At 66.0% G+C, this 20,665-nt stretch carries 18 protein-coding genes; 6 read left to right on the forward strand and 12 right to left on the reverse strand.

Going from position 1 to position 20,665, the window contains the following annotated elements; translation table 11 throughout:
- Positions 1-94: 94 nt before the first annotated feature.
- Complete coding sequence (locus QVN30_RS03995) at positions 95-709, forward strand: zinc-binding dehydrogenase (protein WP_289835549.1); 615 nt, start codon at positions 95-97, stop codon at positions 707-709.
- Between the two features lie 22 nt (positions 710-731).
- Here QVN30_RS03995 and QVN30_RS04000 read toward each other — a convergent pair whose 3' ends face one another.
- Complete coding sequence (locus tag QVN30_RS04000; protein ID WP_289835550.1) at positions 732-1,154, reverse strand: hypothetical protein; 423 nt, start codon at positions 1,152-1,154, stop codon at positions 732-734.
- Between the two features lie 75 nt (positions 1,155-1,229).
- The gene (locus QVN30_RS04005) at positions 1,230-1,787 is read right to left on the reverse strand and encodes a TetR/AcrR family transcriptional regulator (protein WP_289835551.1); all 558 of its coding nucleotides are present in this window, start codon (positions 1,785-1,787) and stop codon (positions 1,230-1,232) included.
- Between the two features lie 237 nt (positions 1,788-2,024).
- Between QVN30_RS04005 and QVN30_RS04010 the strand changes: the two genes are divergently transcribed.
- Positions 2,025-2,546: a nitroreductase gene (locus QVN30_RS04010; protein WP_066828884.1), complete on the forward strand. Its 522-nt coding sequence runs from the start codon at positions 2,025-2,027 to the stop codon at positions 2,544-2,546.
- 89 nt (positions 2,547-2,635) lie between these two features.
- On the opposite strand, the gene QVN30_RS04015 is transcribed toward QVN30_RS04010, so the two are convergent.
- The 8 genes from QVN30_RS04015 to QVN30_RS04050 form a co-directional block, all read right to left on the reverse strand.
- Positions 2,636-3,619: an SGNH/GDSL hydrolase family protein gene (locus QVN30_RS04015; RefSeq protein WP_289835552.1), complete on the reverse strand. Its 984-nt coding sequence runs from the start codon at positions 3,617-3,619 to the stop codon at positions 2,636-2,638.
- Between the two features lie 63 nt (positions 3,620-3,682).
- Positions 3,683-5,248, reverse strand: a complete 1,566-nt coding sequence (locus QVN30_RS04020) for an MBOAT family O-acyltransferase (RefSeq protein WP_289835553.1) — start codon at positions 5,246-5,248, stop codon at positions 3,683-3,685.
- 27 nt (positions 5,249-5,275) lie between these two features.
- Positions 5,276-5,509 carry a phosphopantetheine-binding protein gene (locus QVN30_RS04025; RefSeq protein ID WP_066828890.1) on the reverse strand — a complete coding sequence of 78 codons (234 nt, stop codon included), beginning with the start codon at positions 5,507-5,509 and terminating at the stop codon, positions 5,276-5,278.
- Between the two features lie 186 nt (positions 5,510-5,695).
- Positions 5,696-6,940: a diaminopimelate decarboxylase family protein gene (locus tag QVN30_RS04030; RefSeq protein WP_289835554.1), complete on the reverse strand. Its 1,245-nt coding sequence runs from the start codon at positions 6,938-6,940 to the stop codon at positions 5,696-5,698.
- A 165-nt stretch (positions 6,941-7,105) separates the two neighbouring features.
- Positions 7,106-8,698 (reverse strand): amino acid adenylation domain-containing protein, encoded by a 1,593-nt coding sequence (locus QVN30_RS04035; protein ID WP_289835555.1) that lies wholly within the window; start codon positions 8,696-8,698, stop codon positions 7,106-7,108.
- 771 nt (positions 8,699-9,469) lie between these two features.
- On the reverse strand, positions 9,470-11,119 hold the full coding sequence (locus QVN30_RS04040; RefSeq protein ID WP_289835556.1) for a sensor histidine kinase: 1,650 nt from the start codon (positions 11,117-11,119) through the stop codon (positions 9,470-9,472).
- 40 nt (positions 11,120-11,159) lie between these two features.
- A complete protein-coding gene (locus QVN30_RS04045; protein WP_289835557.1) occupies positions 11,160-11,918 on the reverse strand; it encodes a response regulator transcription factor in 759 nt (252 codons plus the stop codon).
- Between the two features lie 224 nt (positions 11,919-12,142).
- Positions 12,143-13,294: an aldo/keto reductase gene (locus QVN30_RS04050; protein ID WP_289835558.1), complete on the reverse strand. Its 1,152-nt coding sequence runs from the start codon at positions 13,292-13,294 to the stop codon at positions 12,143-12,145.
- Between the two features lie 192 nt (positions 13,295-13,486).
- On the opposite strand from QVN30_RS04050, the gene QVN30_RS04055 reads away from it, so the two are divergent.
- Positions 13,487-13,753: an autorepressor SdpR family transcription factor gene (locus tag QVN30_RS04055; RefSeq protein WP_204540032.1), complete on the forward strand. Its 267-nt coding sequence runs from the start codon at positions 13,487-13,489 to the stop codon at positions 13,751-13,753.
- A gap of 2 nt (positions 13,754-13,755) precedes the next feature.
- Entirely contained in the window at positions 13,756-14,433 is a 678-nt protein-coding gene (locus QVN30_RS04060) for an SdpI family protein (protein WP_289835559.1), read from the forward strand.
- 159 nt (positions 14,434-14,592) lie between these two features.
- Here the strand turns inward: QVN30_RS04060 and QVN30_RS04065 are convergent, their stop codons facing one another.
- Positions 14,593-15,534, reverse strand: coding sequence for a LysO family transporter (locus QVN30_RS04065; protein ID WP_204571188.1), 942 nt, complete (start codon positions 15,532-15,534; stop codon positions 14,593-14,595).
- Between the two features lie 217 nt (positions 15,535-15,751).
- Between QVN30_RS04065 and QVN30_RS04070 the strand changes: the two genes are divergently transcribed.
- Positions 15,752-16,492 carry an SDR family NAD(P)-dependent oxidoreductase gene (locus tag QVN30_RS04070; protein WP_289835560.1) on the forward strand — a complete coding sequence of 247 codons (741 nt, stop codon included), beginning with the start codon at positions 15,752-15,754 and terminating at the stop codon, positions 16,490-16,492.
- 160 nt (positions 16,493-16,652) lie between these two features.
- Positions 16,653-17,309: an MBL fold metallo-hydrolase gene (locus tag QVN30_RS04075; protein ID WP_289835561.1), complete on the forward strand. Its 657-nt coding sequence runs from the start codon at positions 16,653-16,655 to the stop codon at positions 17,307-17,309.
- A 121-nt stretch (positions 17,310-17,430) separates the two neighbouring features.
- Here QVN30_RS04075 and QVN30_RS04080 read toward each other — a convergent pair whose 3' ends face one another.
- Entirely contained in the window at positions 17,431-20,565 is a 3,135-nt protein-coding gene (locus QVN30_RS04080; RefSeq protein WP_289835562.1) for a vitamin B12-dependent ribonucleotide reductase, read from the reverse strand.
- Between the last annotated feature and the right edge of the window lie 100 nt (positions 20,566-20,665).

A 20,665-nucleotide genomic window follows, 5' to 3' on the forward strand; every position in this document is an offset into this window, starting at 1 on the left:
CGATTTTGTGCGTACTTCCGCAGGTAGAGCATCAAATCGAAACTCAGTATAGCCCGCACGGAAGCGGGACGAGACGACCGAGAGGAGAAATCTCATGCGCAACGAGACCTTGATGCGCGTGGTCGCATGGGGCGGGCGCTCCGGCACCTGCGGCTCCGATGACCCGCAGGGCATCTGCGGCGTCTGCGTCCGCGGGTTCGGGCTCAACCACTCCGAGCAGGTGCTCCGCGAGGGCGAAATCGACCAGCCGTGGATCCGACGACCCGTCGTGCCGGGCATCGAATGCGTGGGCGAGGTGGCGGACGGCGGCTGCGAGGTGGGCGCCGACGAGGCGATACTCGACGACAGATCGCTTGCCGCGCGCCCCGACCGCTACGATCGCATCCTCGAGCTCGTCGGCCCGGCCACCCTGCTCGACTCGCTCCGGTGCACCGCACCCGGCGGCATCGTGTGCAACACGGGAATCTTGGGCGGTACGGAGGTCCTCGACGGGTTCGACCCCATCACGGCCATTCCCAACGGCGCCTATCTCACCGGCTTCTACAGCAGCTATCCGTCGCAAGCCGTCATGGACCGCATCTTCCGCCTTGTGGCAGAGCGCGGCACCAGGCCCGTTATCGGGGCCAGCTTCCCCTTCGACCGCATCGCGGACGCCTGCGCCCTGCAGGATGCGGGCACCGCCGACGGCAAGATCGTCGTGACGGTGTAGGGAACGCCGAACGTGTCCGCTACTATGCGGTGCGGCCCGTCCTCGCCCTGCCGAAGTTTCGGCCGAACAGCAGGCCGGCCAGCAGCAGCGAGGCGCCCAGGCCGGTATAGAAGACCGCGATGAAGCGCTCGGGGGCAAGCCCGCTCGACCGCAGCGCGACGCCCCCGGTCATCATCACCGCCATGATGGCGAACGACTTGGCATCGAAGAACCTGAGGAAGAACTGCCGCTCCTCGAGATAGGATCCGATCCGGTCGGTGTGTTTGCGCACCAGCCTTCCGAACACGAACGCCTGGAAGACGCCGAAGACCGCAAAGGATAACACCACGTTGACCATCGAAAGGTACGCCGGATAGGCCATGAGCCCGATGCGCAGGATGTTGATGCCCGCCACGCTCCATACCAGGCAGGCTATCAGCAGCAGCGTGTTGCGCTGCACGTTCATGATTGCTCTCCTTTCATACTTGTGAGCACGCGTCCTGCCGAGGCTGGCGGGCATGCCGGCACGCAGGGCGAACGATCAATACAGGACCTTGCGGACGATCTCAGTGACCGTGCTCGGATCGTAGTCTTCGCGCAGCAAGGCGGAGACCATGAGGGAGATGATCGCGTCGGCGAGACCTTCCGCCGTGAGGCGATCTGTGCACGCGTCCGGACGGACCCGGGCGTCGTGCCGCATCACCAGGCACAGGCCATCTCGGATATGGCGGAACGCCAGCTCCATCCGCCGCCTCCCGCCCGGTCGGTCGTCTTCCATGAAGCCGACTGCGTGCAGGGTGAAAAACCCGGGATAGCGGCCCGCCCCCTCCTCCATGCGCCCGTACATCCAGGCGATGCAGGCCAAGGTGTCCGAACAGGGGGCGGCGTCCTTCTGCCTGTGGAAGATCTCGTGCCAGACGCTTTCCACCGCGGCCCCCACGAGGTCTGCCTTGGAGTCGAAATAGTTGTAGATGGACCCCACCGACACCCCGCATGCGGAGGCGACGGAGCGGATGCTGAGGGCAGGCAGACCCTCACGACGGATCAGCTCACGGCTTGCCTCGAGGATCTCCTCCCTCGATGTGACGACGGTGTTCATGCGCCCTCCTTCAAAATGAACGATGTTCATTTTAGTCGCCGGGCCTCGCCGGCAAGGTACATCGCCCGATGCACACCCATTATTCAAACCTCTGTGGGTTGGTTGGGGACGGGTTCGTTTCAACCCGTCCAGAGGTCTGTTCAAAAGCGGGGCGACCCGGAAACGATATGCATCGTTTCCGGGTCGCCCCGAACGGGTACGAACCACGATGTCAGCCAACATCGCAAGGAGGTATCTATGAACACGCTCGATGCCCTCACCACGCGCCGCAGCGTCCGCAGCTATCGGAGCGATCCCGTGCCTAAAGACGCGCTCGACCGCATCATCGAGGCGGGCACCTACGCCCCCACCGGCATGGGCAGGCAGTCTCCCATCATCATCGCCATCACCGACCAGAAGGTGCGCAACGAGCTCTCCGCCCTCAACGCGAAGATCATGGGCTCAGACGGCGACCCGTTTTACGGGGCGCCCGCCGTGCTCGTCGTGCTCGCCCGCAAGGACGTGCCCACGCATGTGTACGACGGCAGCCTGGTTATGGGAAACCTCATGAACGCCGCGCACGAGCTAGGAATCGCGAGCTGCTGGATCCACCGCGCCAAGGAAGAGTTCGAGCTGCCCGAGGGCCGCGCGCTGCTCCAGGGCCTCGGCATCGACGCGGACGCCTACGAGGGCATCGGCCACTGCATCCTGGGCTATGCCGACGGCGCCGAACCAGAGCCGAAGCCGCGCAAGGAGGATTACGTGTATCGCATCGCGTGATACCGCTTGAGGAACCATCGATCGATTCATTTCGCGCCAGGCGCCCCGTGACGAGGCGCCTGGCGCGAAAGCAAGTAATCGGCGGCTCCCTAAAGCTCGGAGAGGCGCTTGACGTAGCGTCCGTGCGCCTCGTCCCAATCGGAGAATGCCTCGTCTCCGCGATGGTCGCCGACCCCATAGCGGCCCGCGAGTATCGAGCCTATGGCGCGGGTGACCTTCTGGGCACCTCGCAGGTTGAGGTGGTCGCCGGCATCATAGGTGTCCTGCTGCCAGTCGATCTCCACCTTGTCGGACCCGGTGTTGAGGTCGATGTAGTCCGCGTCCAGCTCGTCGGCGACCTGGGCGATGCGGTTGTGCCGCGCCATATTCCAGTTCTTGGTGCTCGGCGTGCTCACGAGCACAAGGCGCGCGCCTGCATTCTTGCACATCTGAGAGATCTGCTCGAGGTACGCGCGGTTGAGGTCCGCCATCGGGGCCGACTCGTCGGTCGGTTCCATATAGCCCTGCGTGTCCGCCGGCTTCGCCTCGAGCGCACGGCGCAGGCGGAATCCCTTGAGCTCATCGGTCCAGGTGTAGCGGACCGGGCTCAGGAAGTCCTCTGCGGTGAGGATCTTCCAGCGATCGTGGTACTCGAAAACGGGGAACACGTCTTTGAGCAGGCGCCGCGCCGCATCGGCCATGGAGAACCGCGCGAAGGTGCAATTGGTCTCCAGCACCACGACGCGCGGCGTCTGCCGCTTCAGCGCGCGGGCGAGCAGGGTGCGCGTGTAGCACAGCCGCTGCGCCGCGGTGGCGCTCACGTACGACGTGATGCCCCGATCGCCCCACAGCTGCAGCGGGGAAAACGAGCTGAACGCCTCGGAATCACCGAGGAACAGCACGTCGACGCTGCCCTCGCGCTCGCCCATCACGCCGTTGGCGCGCGCGTCGATCTGCCCGAACTCCCGCTGGTTGTTCTTGGGCATCACCACATGCGACAGCACGGCCAGCACCACCAGAAACACCGCCACCGCCGCCACGGTGCGCAAGGCGTACCGCAGGGGCAGGGGCAGCCCCTTGTTTCTCTGAATCATGTCATCTCCCATCCAACGGGCGGCGGGCACGGAAGCATCGCGTCCGGCACCCGCCGCCCCCTATCAGAACTGTGCGTACATGGGGTCAACCGGCTGGTAGTTCTCGCCGTACGCCCCGAACACGATGGCGACCAGAAACAGCGTCATGACCACGGCTGCGCGCCCCGCATAAGGCGCCGGGCACAGCCGGGCGAGAGGATGGACGCCGCTCTCCCGCGCGCGCCCCACCGCAGCCAGAACCAGGATCGCCACGGCAACCAGGGCGAAGTCCGCGGCGTCCATGCCCAAGCCGAGGACGGTGCCGTCCGCAGCCGATGCGAACGTGAACCCGCCCACGAGGCGGCCGAGCATGGCCAGCGCGTCGCCGGCGCTCGAGGCTCGGAAGATGAGCTCGCCCACCACGATCACCGCGAGCGTGCGCACGCGCTGCCACGCGCGCCAAGCGGCACCTGAGCGCGACACGCCCATGCGGCCGCAGATCGCGTCCCCCGCCAGGCCCGCGAACCCTCCGAGCCAGATGAGCACGAAGTAGTAGAGTCCGAACAGCAGGTACTGGCTGCCCGCGCCGTGCCATATCCCGTTGCCGAGCCACACGCAGCCGAGGGCGATGCCGCTCGCGGCAAGCGGCCCCACGCGGTTGCCGAGCACGCGGCGGGCGGCGCCGGTCACGCGCTTGACGGGAGCGCTCAACGACACCGGGTAGAACACGTAGTCGCGAAACCATGCGCCCAAAGAGATGTGCCAGCGCTGCCAGAACTCCGCCGCCGTGCGCGACGCGAAGGGCTGGCGGAAGTTCTCAGGCACCGTCACGCCGAAGATGCGCCCCGCGCCGACGGCGAAATCCATCGTGCCCGAGAAATCGCAGTACAGTTGCAGGGTGTAGAGGGCGGCCGCCAGGGCGATGACACCCCCGTCGTAGGCGGCATGGTCGGAAAACACCGTCTTGACCAGAACGTTCACGCGATCGGCCACGACCATCTTCTTGACCAGACCCCACATGATGCGCACCGACCCGCTCCACAGGCCGTCGACCGTAATGGGCCTGCCCGCCGAAAGGCTCGTGCCCACCTGGCCGTACCGGGAGATCGGACCCTCCATGACCTGCGGGAAAAACGACAGGAACAAGGCGAGCCTCAACGGGTTGCGCTCCGCCTGCACCCCGCCTCGGTACACGTCGACCACGTACGAGACCGCCTGCAGCGAGTAGAACGAGATGCCCATGGGCACGCCGATACCCGAGATGTCCAGCACTCCGCCTGCGGGCACGAAGTGGGGCAGATAGCGCAGCACCGCCAACAGGCCGATGTTGACCGCCACGCCCACCGTCACGGCGCCGCGACGATAGCGGCGATAGCGACGCTTCACCGCGCGTCGGGCATCCGCGTCCGCAGCCGCCGCGCGCGCCGCCGCCTGCTGCCGATCCAACGAGGAAAGCGCCAGGCCCACCAACCAGATGGATACGGCGGAGAGCAGCACGAACGCGATGAGCACCCCGCTGACGCTCGCGTAGAACACGCAGCTCGCGGCCAGCAGCACGTAGGGGCGCACGCGCGGGGGCACCAGCTGGTAGAGCAGCACGGTGAGAGGCAGGATGACCCCGAGCATCGCCACCGAGAAATACGATTCCATAGCGATCGTCCCCGAAGCCGACAGGTCCTACAGATCGGCCGCGCGCAGGCGGCTGACCATATCCCAGATCCCGGAGAGGGTGTTGAAGTTCGCGGGAACGATCTCCACTGCCGGGATGATGATGTCGAAGGCGTCCTCCAGCTCCGAGACGAGCGCGAGGATCGTGAGCGAATCGAGCACGCGCGCATCCACCAGATCGGTGCGGGTGCGATAGTCCTCGCCGGGCTTGAGGTCTTCGAGAATGTCGAGAATGGCGTCCATGGGTAGTCCTTTCCAATCGATTGATGCGAGACGGCGCGAACGCGCGCCGAGAATGACCGAGGGGCGGGTTGCACCCCAGCCGCGGGGGACGGGCGCAGGCGGCAGGCCGCCACTTTGGATTCGGAAGGATGGCGGGTACGGCGGTCTGCCGTCCGCGCCCGTTCCTCGCGGCTGCCCTTGAGCCGGTTACGGCGTCGGGGAGTTGAGCGGATCGGTGGGAAGCGTGTCGCGCACCAGGCGGGCATCGCCCGATCGGTCCACGACCAGCACGCGCGGCAGGTCGCGGCTCAAGAACAAGGAGATGCCCTCGGTGGCGCAGTAGGCTCCCGCCGTGCCGAACGCCAGCACGTCTCCGGTCCGCAGGCCCGCAAGCGGCATCTGCTTGGCGAGCAGGTCGTTCGCCGTGCAGAGCGACCCGCAGATGTTCCAGGCCTCGGATGCCAGGTCCGAACCTGCCGCGGGCGCCTCGTCCGCAGGCGCGCCGCCGGCTTGCGACAACAGCCGGCACGGGGGCTGGCGCATGGCCATCGACTGCCCGTAGTAGGCCAGATGGTGCATGCCGCCGTCCACGATTGCGTAGCGCGCGCCCGCGTTCTCCTTGGCGTCCTCGACGCGCGTCAGATAGGTGCCGCAGCTTGCGACCATGCTTCGGCCCACCTCAAGCGTGACGTGACCGCGCCACGCCATGCCCTCGAGCAGGCCGGCGAGCTCGGCGAGAAACGCGGTCTCGTCGAACGCGTCGCCCGCGAAGTACGCGACCGGCAGGCCGGGTCCGTACTCGAGCTCCGGCGCCTCCCATCCGAGCTCGTCTGCCATCTCGGACAGCAGCCGGTCGACGCGGGAAAGCTCGCGGCCGATGCGCTTCAGCGAGGTCTTCTGCGTTCCGGAGAAGAACTGCACGCCGCGCAGATCCGCATGCGGGTCGTCGAGCGCCCGACGGGCAAGCTGCTTGAGCTCGCCTGCGTCAACGCCGAACTGGTTGCCGCTCGTTAGGCGGAGCAGCAGCGAAACGCAAGCCCTGTGGGCGCGCGCCCGATCCAGCACCAGGTCCATCTGGGCACGCGACTCCACCGTCACCGCGGCGGGCATCTCGGGCCACCGGAGCGCCGCGTCCACCGTCTGCGCATCCTTGTGCACGCCGGACACCACGACGGCACCGGCAGGCACTTGCATGCGCTCGCAGATGCGCAGCTCGCCCGGCGAGCAGGCCTCGATACGGTCCACGAGCGAGACGAGCTCGGGCAGCACGAAGGTGTTCGCCTTCATGGCGAAGCACAGCCCCACGCCCTCCGGGAGCATCTCACGCAGGTACGCGACGCGATCGGCGAGAACGCGCGCGTCGAACACATAGGATGGCGTGCCGAAGTCCCGCGCAAGCCGAAGCAGGCCCGCGTCGTCCATTCCGAGGCCCGCAGGAGCCGTTACGTTCATGAGAAGTCCTTTCGTTTTCCGTTCGCGTCCGGATAAGGCCGCGCCCGCGACCGCTTCGATCCGGGCGCGCTTTGGCCGCCTGCTCTCCCGCATGGGATGAGACGTATGACTGTTGCGATATCGAAGAAGGGAAAGCAGCCGGCCGAAGCGCGCCCGGCAAGGTGCTCAGTTCGGAGACACCGCCCGTCGGTCCGCATGCAGGCGGAGGAGCTCGGCGCGGTCCACCTTGCCGTTCTTGGTGAGCGGCATGGTCTCCACCGGCACCACCGCTGCCGGCACGAACGGTCCGGGCAGCACCCGAGCCGCGGCGTGGCGCAGGGCGCGCACGTCGAGGTCCGCCCCTTCCACGAAGGCGCAGATCCGCTGTCGGCGAGCGTCGTACGCGCATCGGCAGCGCAGCACGCCCGGTTGCCGCTCGAACGCGGCGTCGACCTCCTCGAGCTCGATGCGATGCCCCAGATGCTTGATCTGGTTGTCCGCCCGCCCGCAGAAGAAGAGCTCCCCGCCGTCCCCCAGACGCACCAGGTCGCCGGTGCGGTACAGGGTCTCGCGCACGAGCGGCTGCAGCGGATTGCGCACGAAGGCCCGCGCGGTGCGCTCGTCGTCGCCCGCATACCCCGAGGCGAGCGCCGAGCCGCCCACGTACAGCTCGCCCACCTCACCGGACCCGCGGACCTCATGCCCCGCGCCGTCCAGCACCAAGACGCGCCGGTTGGAAAACGGTTCTCCCAAAGGCAGGCCGTCCCCATACGCCCATTCGCGATCGACCTCGTGGAACAGGCAGTTGCACGTGACCTCGGTGGGGCCGTACAGGTTCACGAAGCGCGCTTGGGGCAAGCGCTCCATCCAGAGCCGCAGGTGATGCGGGGGCATGACCTCGCCGCTGAACATGACGAAGCGCACCCGCGGCAGATCCGCCCGCTCCAAGCCGCGCAGGGCGGACAGCAGGCACAGCGCGGCCACCGCCCACACCATGACGGTCACGCGATGGGCGCGCAGCGCGTCCATCAGCTCCGAGGGCGCCGAGAACAGGCGGCGCGGCAGGATGACCAGCCGCGCGCCGGCGGCCAAAGACCCGTAGATGTCCTTGACCGAGACATCGAAGTCGAACGGCGCCTGGTTGCCCAAGATGTCGCCTGGACGCAGCCCGAACGTCTCGACGAACGTGCCCACGAAGTCGACGATGGCGCGATGGCTCACAACGACCCCTTTCGGCGTCCCCGTCGAGCCCGACGTGAACAGCACGTACGCGGCGTCGCTGTCCACGATGCCGCGCGCGATGCGCGCGAGCCCAGCAACGTCTACGGGGCACTCGACCAGCTCCTCGGCAGCCAGCACGTCCGCCTCGGGAAAGCGCTCGCGCGCGGCCTCCCGGTCAGAGGCGGCGGCGATGACGACCCTGGCGCCCGACGCGTTCAGCACCGCACGGGAGCGCTCGACGGGCGCCGCCATGTCCACGGGCACGTAGCAGCCCCCGGCCGCAAGGACCCCGAACATGGCCGCGAGCATCAGCGAGCCCTTCTCCATGAACAGCACGACGGGCGCACCCGCATACCCGCCCGCGATCAGCCCGGACCCTGCACGGCGCGCACGGAAAAACAGCTGTCCGTAGGTATACGACGAGCGCTCGTCCACAACCGCCACCCTGCCCGGATGACGGACCGCCCCGCGCTCGAGAAACACGAGTGCGGTATGGCGGTACGCAGAGGCCCCCGCCTCGACGGCAGCGGGAGCGCTCTTCACAAGCACCTCGTACATCGTGTCGACCTCCTCTCGATTCCCGGTGTCTGCCGGGTCGCTCGATTTCGACTATCAAGCTTACGGAGGTTCCCTTCAGGACCCCTGAAGGGAACCTAAAGGTTCGCTAAGAGTGAGGCTGTTGGACGGAGCCGATTTGTCCAGATTTGTTTGCATACGAGAATTTGCATAATTCTATGGTTATTATGCAGATTAATTGGTAGTTTGTGCATTTCGCGGGAAGGCGGATTGGGCAGGGTCGAGTTTGCCATTGTTTTTGGGTCCCGTTTTCCCACCGTCGCGAGAGCTTCGACATTTCCGCAGGATTCAACTGGGGAAATGCCGAGAGGTGCGGCGCATGTTGAGAATCGGCACCGAAAAACAATGACAAACTCGGTATGCATGATTTTTCATCTGGTCGCTGTGCAAATTGGGGACGTACCTTCTGCGTGCATGCAAATTGGGGACGTACCTTCCGCATGCACTTCCGAACAGCCGGGAGCGCGACCCGCCCCGCCTCCCGGCTGCGACGAGCACCGGGGGCTCGCCCAGGACGCGCAGCGCCACAAGGCGCTCGGCAACTCCATAACAGCGCTGGTCATCGCGTGGAGAGGCCGGCGCATCGAGTGAGCTCTGCCCGGTCTGGCAGGGCTTGGCAGAGCCGCGACTGCAAATCGGGGACGTACCTTCCGCATGCGCTTGTGCACGCCGAAGGTACGTCCCCAGCGTGCAAAAGTGCATGCGGAAGGTACGTCCCCGATTTGCACGCGGGCGGGTGCGGGGCGTGTTTTCCTAGCGGTCCGCCTCTTCTGCGCAGGGCAGTTCCAGCACGAAGCGGGTCGACCATGGAGCGTCCACGGCAGTGTCGAGATAGGCCCTGCCGCCCATGACTTCGGCGGCGCGGCGCACGATCGAAAGCCCCAGACCCGTCCCGCACCCTGCGGCGCGAGCCTCATCCGAAGTCGCGAACGGCTCGAAGATCCGCTCGGCTATCGCAGGGTCAACGCCCTTTCCCGTATCGGACACCGAGACCGCCACAAACCCTGACCCCTCGTCACGCGAGCACGCCACGCGGATTCGGACGCCGGGCTCATTATGAACGCAGGCGTTGTCTATCAGATTCAGCACCGAGCGGCGCAGCAGCTGCACATCGACCAGGGCGCGCGCCGGACCTTCCGCGCACACCTCGAGCGTGCACCCGGTGCTCTCGACCTGCCCGCGCGCCTCGTCGGCGGCACGGCGCACCTCGCACGCCACGTCGATCTCCAGCAGATGAGGCTCGTACGCGGGATGCTCCATCTTGGAGAAACTGAACAGCAAGTCGATGAGCTCGCCTGCCGCCTGCGCCCGATCCCGCATGGAGCGCAGGTAGCCGGGCGCCTTGTCAGGGGGAACCACGCCGTCGGCAAGCGCCTGGGCGTACCCGCCGATGACTGTGAGCGGCGTCTTGAGGTCATGGGAGACGTCGGCGATGAGCTGCTGGCGCTCCAGTCGCGCCGTGCGCAGACGATCCATGAGGTCGGTAAAGTTGTCATAGGTGGCCATGAGCTCGCGAGGGACCTGCTCGGCGGGGGTGACCTCGCCTCCGTTCCGATACGTCTCGATCGCACGGTCCAGCGGACGCGCCGCACGCCGCATCAGGCGCGCGAGCCCCCAGGCAGCCACGACCGTGGCGATCAACCCGGCAGGAATCGCCAGCAAGGCGATACGCCCCGCATCGTCCACCACGCGCTGATAGGCGGCATCGTTCACCAGCGGGGCGGCCAGCACCAGCGTGCGCAGGTCGCCGTCAGCTGTCTGGTAATCGAGCCGCTCGACGGACATCCGCGCGTCGTACATGCCCTTGATGAAGTTGAATTCGCGACGGCTGAGCGAGGTCCTGCCCGAGAACAGGTCGCCGTCCAGAACGTTCAGGTCGGCATCGAGCAGCGCCTGAGCGTCGATGCGCTTGTAGGCGGCGTCCACGAGCACGTCGGCGCCTCCGTCCGCATCGCCGGCCTCTACGAGCACATCGTACTCGGTGGCCGAGCACATCATGATGCGATAGCACGGCTCTCCGTCGACCTGCTCGGAAAACACCTCGTAGAACAGGCCCTCCCGATAATCGTTGATGAGCGGCAGGTAGCTCGCCCTGATCTTTTTGGCAGCGACGTCGTCGGAGGCGTACAGCCGCGCCCCGTCGCCGTCGAACACCGCGATGCGGCACGAGGAGAGCTCGGGATCCCGCAGCGCGCCGAACCGGTCGTGCTCGAGATCCCCCTCGTGCGCAAGAACCGTCTCCATGGACGGAAAGGCGGTCGCCAGCAAGAACTCGCCGGCCGCCCCCACCGCGAAGGCGATAGCACCCAGCACGAACGCGTAGGCCGCGAGCACGGCCAGGCAGCGGGCGGTCAGGCTGCGCGTCGCGACGCGCAGCGCGCCGGCAAGCGATCTGCTCCTCATCCCGCGTCGCCCGGATCCACCCCGGACGCGCCCGCTTTCCTTACGCATCGAGCCGGTACCCCAAGCCGCGCACGGTCCTGATATAGCGGGGGCGCAGCGGGTCGTCTTCCAGCTTGGCGCGGATGTTCGAGATATGCACCATGACGCTGCCGGCTCCGCCCACCGCAGGCTCCCCGTTCACGCAGGTGTACAGCTGGTCCTTGGAGAACACGCGGCCCGGCGAGGCCATGAAGGCGGCCATGATCTTCAGCTCCGCCGCGGTAAGCGGGACGGCGCGGCCCAGGCGGCTGAGCACCAGTCGCTCCGTGTCGAACGAAAGGTCGCCGCAGGTCAAAACCGAAGAAGAGGGAGACGGTGATCCCTGCTCGCCCATCTCGGCACCCGTGCCCGAAGCGGCCTGCGGGGCGTCGCCGCCCTCGGCGTCGGTCCCCCGCATCGATGCGCGGCGCAGCACCGCGCGAACGTAGGCGGTCACCTCCAACGGGTCGAACGGCTTCGAGATGTAACCGTCCGCCCCAGCGTCTAGCCCTACGATCTTGTCGGCGGGCATCGTGCGGGCGGACACGATGATGATCGGCACGTCGCTGAACGCACGCGCTGCGCGTATGAAGTCGAAGCCGTTCATGCACGGCATCATGATGTCCACAAGCGCCACATCCACCGGATGCTCGCGCACCGTCGCGAGCGCCTGCTTCCCGTCCGCAGCCGTAAGCACCTGGAACCCAGCCGCCGCAAGATAGAGGCTCAACAGCTCGACGATGTCCGCGTCGTCCTCGGCTATCAGCACGGTCTGCGCCATGATGCACCTCCGATCTCGGTCATTTGCTGACCATCCTAGCGGGTCGGAGGGCATGCCATGGGCAATTCACAGGTGTCTACAATCTGTCGACGCCCTGGTACAGGGGTGCGCCCCCATGCTCCGGAAACGAGGTAGACAACAGGGCGCCCTGGAAAACGTCGATTGATTGCTTTCGCGACGCCGGCATGGGGCCAGCCGCCGCGGAAGAATCGACCAGCGTTCCCCTAGCAGCCGAACAGCTCGGCGGCCCTGGCCATCTTGTCGGCGATCTTCACGCCGAACGGGCAGCGGCTCTCGCACGCACGGCAGGCGACGCAGTCCGCGGCCGTTGCGTCGAGCGCGCGGTAGTACTCGCGCAGAGAGTCGGGCACCTCGTCGTACATGGTGGCGAGGTCGTAGAACTTGTTGACCGTCGCGATATCGATGCCGCGCGGGCAGGGCGCGCAGTGGCCGCAATACGCGCACTGGCCCACGTAGGCGTGGCGCGGGGCGCCCGCCAGCACGGATGCGTAGTCGCGCTCGGCATCGGATGCCGTCTCGTAGGCGACCGCCCCGTCCACGTGCTCGGGCGTGGTGAAGCCGACCATCACGCTCGCGACCGCCGGGCGCGTCAGCGCGTAATGCAGGCACTGGACGGGCGCGAGCGCCACGCCGAACGGCGAGGTCTTGGCGTCAAACAAGCGGCCGCCCATATAGCCCTTCATGACGGTGATGCCCGTGCCCGTCTGGTCGCACAGCCCGTAGAGCTCGGCGCGCTCCGGCGTCATGCCGTCGGTCGCGCTCTGCTCGCCCGCCTCGCCGAACAGGTCGTCGAGGTTCTCGGTCGCGGGCATCATGTCGAACGCCGGGTTCACGGAAAACAGGATCATCTCGATCTCGGGATTCTCGGCAGCACGCTTCGCCACCTGCGGATTGTGCGTCGACAGGCCGATATGCCGGATGGTACCCGCCTCGTGCAGGTCGCGCACGTAGTCCATGAACGGGCCGGCGATGATCTCGTCGTACTCGTCGACCTTGTCCACATAGTGGATCATGCCGAGATCCATATAGTCGGTATGGAAGCGCGCGAGCAGGTCCTCGAACGCAGGCCTCACCTGGTCGAGATCGCGCGTGCGGACGTACTGTTCGCCCTGCCACGTCGAACCCAGATGCCCTTGGATGACCCACTGGTCGCGAATCCCCAGCTTGTGCAGGGCGTCACCAAGATTGGAGCGACGCGTGGGATCGGGCATCCATACGTCCAGGATGTTGATGCCGGCCGCATGGGCGCGCGCGACGACCTCGAGCGTCTCCTCCGGGGTGCCGTCCATCCATTCGCCGCCAAATCCGATCTCGCTGACCTTGAGTCCGGTACGGCCCAGTTCACGATACTGCATGCGTCCTCCCCTGACGTGATGTCTGATGGCAACAGCGTAGCAGGTTGCGCGGACACAGAGGAGAGAGGCATCCGGACGGAAGGCGCCATCTGCATCAAAAGGCTCCGGGACCCGTTCCCGTTCGACCGCTCGTATTAATTTGATATCTATCGAATTGTTGGGGTATACTCCGCACCGAAGGAGGGATGCCCTATGGCAGGAGACGGATTCAAGGCACTCTCCGACCCGACCCGCAGAAAGATCCTCGAGCTGCTCGGCGACGGCGACCTCACGGCCGGGGAGATCGGCACTCACTTCGACATGAGCAAGGCGACGCTCTCCCATCACCTCGACGTGCTGAGGGAAGCGGGGCTCGTCAGCTCGGAGCGCCACGGCAGGCATATCGTCTACAGTCTGGAGACCACCGTGCTCCAGGACATCATCGCGTGGTTCTACAACATTACCGATAAGGAGCAATAACCATGAAGCGTAGTCTTTCGAAAGGCGAGCTCGCATTCTGGATCGTGCTGGCGCTCGCCGTGCTTGTGAACTTCGCCACCTACATCGCACTGCTGCCGGCTATGCCCGATCAGCTGCCCAGCCATTGGGGTGTCGACGGAGTCGATGATTGGAACAGCAAGGAAGCCTCCCTCGCGATGGCTGCTTTACCGGCCATCATACTCGCCGTGCTGTTCATCGTGCCGCGCATCGACCCCAAGGGACGCAACTTCGAGCGCTTTTCCGGTATCTACCGCACCTTTGTGACCGTGCTCACGCTGTTCATGATGGCCATCAGCTGGGCAGGCCCCCTCACCGTCTGGGGATACCTCTCCACCGACGGTGCTGTCCTGAACACGCTGCTCATCGGCTTCTTTGGACTGCTGTTCATCGTGCTGGGCAACTATCTGCCCCGCGTCAAACCCAACTTCACCTTCGGCATCCGCACACCCTGGACGCTTGCAAGCGAGGAAGTGTGGCGCCGGACGCACCGCGCCTCAGGCCCTGCGTTCATCATCGCCGGGATTGCGACGTTTATCGCCGCGCTCTTTGCATCGATCGCACCTGCCATCGCCATCGGCGTGATGCTCGTCACCGTCCTCGGCGCCACCGCGTTCGCCGGCGTGTACTCCTACCTCGCGTGGCGCAAGCTGTCCGCTTAACCCCCAGAGGCTCTCGTTCATTCATGAATGAACGAGGCTCCTTTCGGCATTTCCGCAGGAAAGTTATTACTGACCCCCGCCTTCGTTCATGAATGAAGGCGGGGGTCAATCGTTGCATCAAAGCCCGCATAGACGCCCAAAGGCGCGGCACGCGAAAACTCAGCCGAAGAACAACGCGAGCAAAAAGGGGACGCACGTCGAGCAGATGATGCCGTTGACCAGCGAGAACACCACTGTCCGCTCGTCGGTGTAGCGGATCATCATGGGAAGGGTCGTGTCCTCGCTCGTGGCAGCGGCCGCGGCGATGCAGGCGTAGTAGTTGAGATGGCGCGCGATCCACGGGATGCAGAAAAACGAGATGAGCTCGCGCATCAGGCTGCTGAGAAACGCGATCGCCCCGAGCTGGGCGCCGGCCATCCCCTCGATCGTGACGCCCGCCAGGCTGTACCAGCCCAGACCGCTCGCCACGCCCATGCCCTCGCGCAGGCCGTAGCCGAGCGCCACCGCGGCGAGCGCTCCTCCGACTATCGAACCCACGACCACGCCGAACGGAATCACCAGCGTCTTGACGTGATGCTCGCGGATGCTCGAGATCAGCCCGCGACGAAGGCCCACGCTGATGCCCACCGAGAACATCAAGAGCCACAGCACGAGCGTGCTGTGATCCGACAGGAGCGCGAACGGCGCAAAGGAGGGCGCGGCCAGGCCGCTCAAGATGCCGAGCGCGAGCGCGATGAAAGCCATGATGGCGAAGCCCTCCTCGTGCACCACGGCACGGATGCGGCGCGCGATGCCGCCCGTCGCACCAGGATGGGCACCAGCGGATGGATCGGGCCTCCCGTCTCCCATGAGCCAATTCGTGAGCAGGTAGACGAGGATCACCGAGCAGACGGTCGGCAGCAGGCAGAACACGAGGCTCTGCGCACCGAAGACGCCGAGGTTCGAGAGGAAGTCGTCTTGCGCCCCAAGCGAGATGCCCATCGCGAAGATCAGCAGCGCCGTGCAGCAGGTCTGGAACAGCTCGTTGACGCGCTTGACCGACGCGGGAACGAGCAGCCTTCCCACGACCGCGCCCGCGCACATGATGACCAGAATGTCCACCGTCGCCTCCCCCTGTCGACACAACCGCCCCATTGTAGCCGCACCGATGCGCGACGCGGGTCGTTTTCATGCGGAACGCTTTGCCGATTCGGTCCCCTCCGGCAGCCGAATGCGGTGCGCATGCTGGTATATCGCACGGCAGAGCGGGTATTTCCCGAGCGACATCCAACCCATGGGCGCCCGCATCGAGCGGTGCCTCAACATGAAAGGACCAGATATGCTGCTTTCTGGAAAGACCGCGTTCATCACCGGAGGCTCGCGCGGCATCGGCCTCGCCATCGTCAAGCGCTTCCTCGAGGAGGGCGCGAACGTCGCCCTGTGCGGCAGCCGCCAAGAGACCGCCGACAAGGCCGTTGAGACCATCGTCGCCGAGAACGCGGACGCCCGCGTCATCGGCCTGTCCCCCGACCTGACCGACGAGGCGGCCGTCGAGCAGGCCATGCGCGAGACCAAGGAGCATTTCGGCGGGCTCGACATCGTCGTGAACAACGCCGGCATCTCCCAATCGACCGCGCTGGGCGACTACGCGCCCGAGGACTTCGACCGCGTCGTCGACGTCAACATCAAAAGCGTGCTCAACGGCTGCCAGGCCGCATCGCGCCTGCTGGAGGCCGGCGGCGTCATCCTCAACACGAGCTCCATGGTGAGCAAGAACGGCCAGCCGTCCGGCGTGGGCTACCCCATGTCCAAGTTCGCCGTCAACGGCATCACCGTCTCGCTCGCGCGCGAGCTCGGCCCGCGCGGCATTCGCGTGAACGCCGTCGCTCCCGGCGTGACCGCCACCGACATGGTCGCCGCCCTGCCCGAGGAGATGATCAAGCCCATCGCCGACGCCATTCCGCTGAAGCGCGTCGGCCAGCCCGAGGACGTCGCCAACGCGTTCGTCTACCTGGCGAGCGATCTGGCCTCCTACGTAACCGGCGACGTGCTGCACGTCGACGGCGGCATGACGGTCTAGGGAATCGGGCTGCACAGCGAGCGGCGGGGCGGTGCCGTCCCGCCGCTCGTCATGTCGATTGTGTTTCCTGCGCAGATGCGAGCCGGTCTGGCAAATCCCATGGGTACAACTCCTGATGGCGCACCGCGCCTCATGCACCCGTCCAGAAAGGACTACCGTCATGGCTCATCTTGATCTCGACAACATCCACGTCCTGACCCATAGCTGCATCCGCATCCAGAGCGCCGCGGGAACCGTCATCTATTTCGACCCGTATCAGCTGACCGAGGCCCCGCACGACGCCGATTTCGTCCTGGTGACGCACGCGCACTACGATCACTTCTCACCGGAGGATATAGAACGCGTGGCGAAAGACACCACCGAGCTCGTGGTACCCGCGTCCATGGCCGGCGGGGCGACGCAGGCGAAGGCGGCACGCGTGCACACGATGCAGGCGGGCGAGCACATCGAGCTGGCCGACATGGTCGTGAACGCCGTGCCCGCCTACAACGTCGAGCCCGGGCGCCTCGGGTTCCATCCGCGCGAGAACGCGTGGATCGGCTATATCGTGACGATCGACGGAACGCGCGTCTACGTGGCGGGAGACACCGACCAGAACCCCGATACCCTGCAGGTCAGCTGCGATATCGCCCTCATCCCCATCGGCGGCACCTACACCATGGACCCGCATCAGGCCGCGGCCTTCATCAACCGGATCATGCCGCGCGTCGCCATCCCGACGCACTACGGCAGCATCGTGGGCACCATGGACGACGCCCAGGCCTTTGCCGACGAGGTCGATCGACGCGTGGAGGTCGTCCTCAAGCTCGAGCGCTAGGCACGACCCGCCCGGTACGCCCCGACGCCCCTCGGCAATCCGAAGCAGGGGCCGATGGCACAAACAGGCGCCCGCCCGGCACGCAGACTCCGTCTGATGTGCCGGGCGGGCGCTTTTTGCATCAGCTGCAGCCGGTGGTCGTGCCGCAATCCATGCAGACCTTGCACGTGCCGTTTTGCACCATGCGCGAGCTGCCGCAGTTCGGGCAGGTGCTGCCGTCGTACAGGCGCTCGCCATGGATCGCCGTGTCGTGCACCGCCTCGTTCACGAAGGCCGCGGTATAGCGGTCCTTGCTATCGAACGTCCCCGTCTCCTCGAGCAGCTCATCCTGCTTGGCGGCCGTCAGGCGCGTCAGCTCCTCGTCGCTTACCGCCGGCTCGTCGTCGAACAGCGGATCCGGCGCAGCGGGCGCTGCCGCCGCGGGCGCGGGGACGGCGCCTGCCACCTGCGACCAACCCTCCGGCTTGACCTGGACGCGCGTGTAGTCCCCCAGCTCGATGTCGATGACCTTGGAGATCAGATCCGAGATGGAGTTGACGTACTTGATGTACGGATGGCTCTGGACGAATCCGTACGGCTCGTACATCTGCCCGCGCAGCATCTTGGAGATCCGCTCCGCGGGAATGCCGTACTGCAGCATGACCGAGATCGTCTTGGACAGCGAGTTGAGCAGGCCCATGATCGTGGTGCCCTCGCGGTCGGTCGTCACGAACAGCTCCGAGATGTCACCGTCCTCGTTGCGGTTCACCGTCGTGTAGATCTTGACGCCGTCGATCTGCGCCAGATGCGTGTGGCCGCTGCGGATGCCCATGATGCGCCGACGCTCGGCGGGCTTGTGCTCGCTCGCGAGCTTGGCCTGCGCGTCGCGCGCATAGTCGAGCAGCGCGGCGTAGCTGAGGTCGCCCAGGTCCTTGACGGCGCCGTCGTCGGTCAGCTTGGTGTTGAGCGGCTGTGCGTTCTTGGACCCGTCGCGATACAGCGTGATGCCCTTGCAGCCCGTCTTCCATGCGAGCATCACCACGTCCTTGAAATCCTGGACGGTGGCTGAGTTCGGCAGGTTGACGGTCTTGGAGATCGCCCCCGAGATCAGCGGCGTCATCGCGGCGACCATGAGCACGTGCCCGCGCGGGTCGATATAGCGCTCGCCCGTGCCGCACGTGTTCGCGGTATCGAAGACGGGCAGGTGCTCGTCGCGCAGATGCGGCGCACCCTCGATCTTGCCGTCGACGACCATGCCGTTCTCGTCGGTCGCCTGCACGTAGTCGAGGATGTCGGCGATCTCGTCCTCCGCGTAGCCCAGCCTGCGCAGCGCGTCGCCGATCACCGGGTTCGCGATGGTCATGAAACCGCCGCCCGACAGCTTCTTGTAAATCATGTGGCTGAAGAACGGCTCGATGGAGGTCGCGGCGCAATCCATGGCGAACGAGATGGTGCCCGTGGGCGCCATGACGGTCATCTGCGCGTTGCGGTACCCGTGCTCCTCGCCCAGCTCCTCGGCGGCACGCCAGGACGCCACGAGCGCATCGGCGAGCGGGCGCTCCCCCACCTGCTCGAGCAGGGAGAGGTCGACCGCGGGCGGTTGCACCGTCAGCTGCTCGAACGCGTCGTCGCGCGCACCGGCCACGCGGGCGTGGTTGCGGATGACGCGCATCATGTAGCGGCGGTTGAGCTCGAAGCAGTCGAACGGGCCGATCTTTGCCGCCATGAGCGCGGAGGCGGCATAGCTGCGCCCCGTGAGCGTGCCGACGATCGCCGCCGCGAGCGCGCGGGCCTCCGGCGAGTCGTAGGGAACGCCCTTGGCCATGAGCAGGCTCGCGAGGTTGGAGATGCCCAGGCCCGTCGCGCGGAACCGATACGTCCTGCGCGCGATGTCGCGCGTGGGGAACTGGCCCCATGCGATGGACGCCTCGAGCGCAAGCTGGGCGATGTCGATCGCGTGCTCGTAGCCCTCGATATCGAACGCATCGGTTGCCGGGTCATAGAACCGGTAGATGTTGATGGAACCGAGGTTGCAGCTCGAATCGTCCAAAAACGCGTACTCGCCGCACGGATTCGTGGAATTCAGGCGGTTGTAGGGCGCCCCCACCTGGCCGTCCTCGCCCGCCGGGCAGGTGTGCCACTCGTTGAACGTATCAGAGAACTGCGGCGCGGGATCGGCGCACCGCCAGGAGCTCTCGTTGAACACGTCCCAGATATGGGCGACCGAGACGTCGCTGTCCTTGGAGGGGTCCACGCGCCCGCGCAGACGATAGGTCGCGTCCGGATCGGCATCCAGGTTGTCGACCTTCTTCATGAACTCGTTGTCGATGCGCAGGGAGTTGTTGGAGTTCTGGCCCGAAACGGTCGAGTACGCCTCGCCGTTGAGGTCCCCGTCATAGCCCATCTTCATGAGGGCGAGCGCCTTGTCCTCCTCGGCCGCCTTCCACGTGATGAACTTCTCGATATCGGGATGGTTGATGTCCAGGCTCACCATCTTGGCGGCGCGGCGCGTGGTGCCGCCGCTTTTGATGGCGTCGGCGTTGCGGTCGAGGCCGCGCAAGAAGCTCATGACGCCGCTCGAGACGCCGCCGCCCGACAGCTTCTCGCCCTCCGCGCGCAGCGCGGAGAAGTTGGAGCCCGTTCCGGAACCGCCCTTGAACAGCTTGGTCTCGGTCACGAACTCGTCGGAGATGGAGTGGTCCCCCAGCAGCTTGTCCTCAACGGACACGATGAAGCAGGCCGATGCCTGCGTGCGCGTGTACTGATCGGCCGACTCCACGACCTCGCCGGTGGCCGGGTCGACGTAGAACATGCCCTGCGGCTCACCGTGGATGCCGTAGGCGCGCTCCAGGCCGGTGTTGAACCATTGCGGCGAATTCGGCGCGAAGCGCTGATCGAGGATCATGTAGACGAGCTCGTCGTACAGGATGCGCGCCTGCTCGCCCTCCTCCACCAGGCCCTCGTCGACGAGCGCCGCGACCCAGAAGTCGACCATGCGATGCGCGACCTGCCGCATCGAGGTCTCGTGCCCCGTGTCCGGGACGCCGGCGCGCCGGAAGTACTTGGACGCTATGATGTCGACCGCATTTTGCGAATAGCGCGCCGGAAACTCCAGATCGTGCATGTCGCACAAGACCTTGCCGGTCTTGTAGTCGGTGAGATGGACATCGCGCCTCTCCCAATCGAACAGGTCGTAGACGGTCTTGCCCGCATATGCGGCATCGTCGAGCGCCGCGGTGAAACGACGGGTGATAAGCTCATCGATAGTCTTGGCCATGAGCAACCTCGCTTTCTCTCGGCAGCCTGAGTATCTCCCCTCGCGTGGACAGAAAACCTCATATTCGAAGGCGAGGAGAACTCAGCGGCCAGCGATATCG

Source organism: Collinsella ihumii (assembly GCF_030385545.1).
Taxonomy (GTDB): Bacteria; Actinomycetota; Coriobacteriia; order Coriobacteriales; family Coriobacteriaceae; genus Collinsella; species Collinsella ihumii.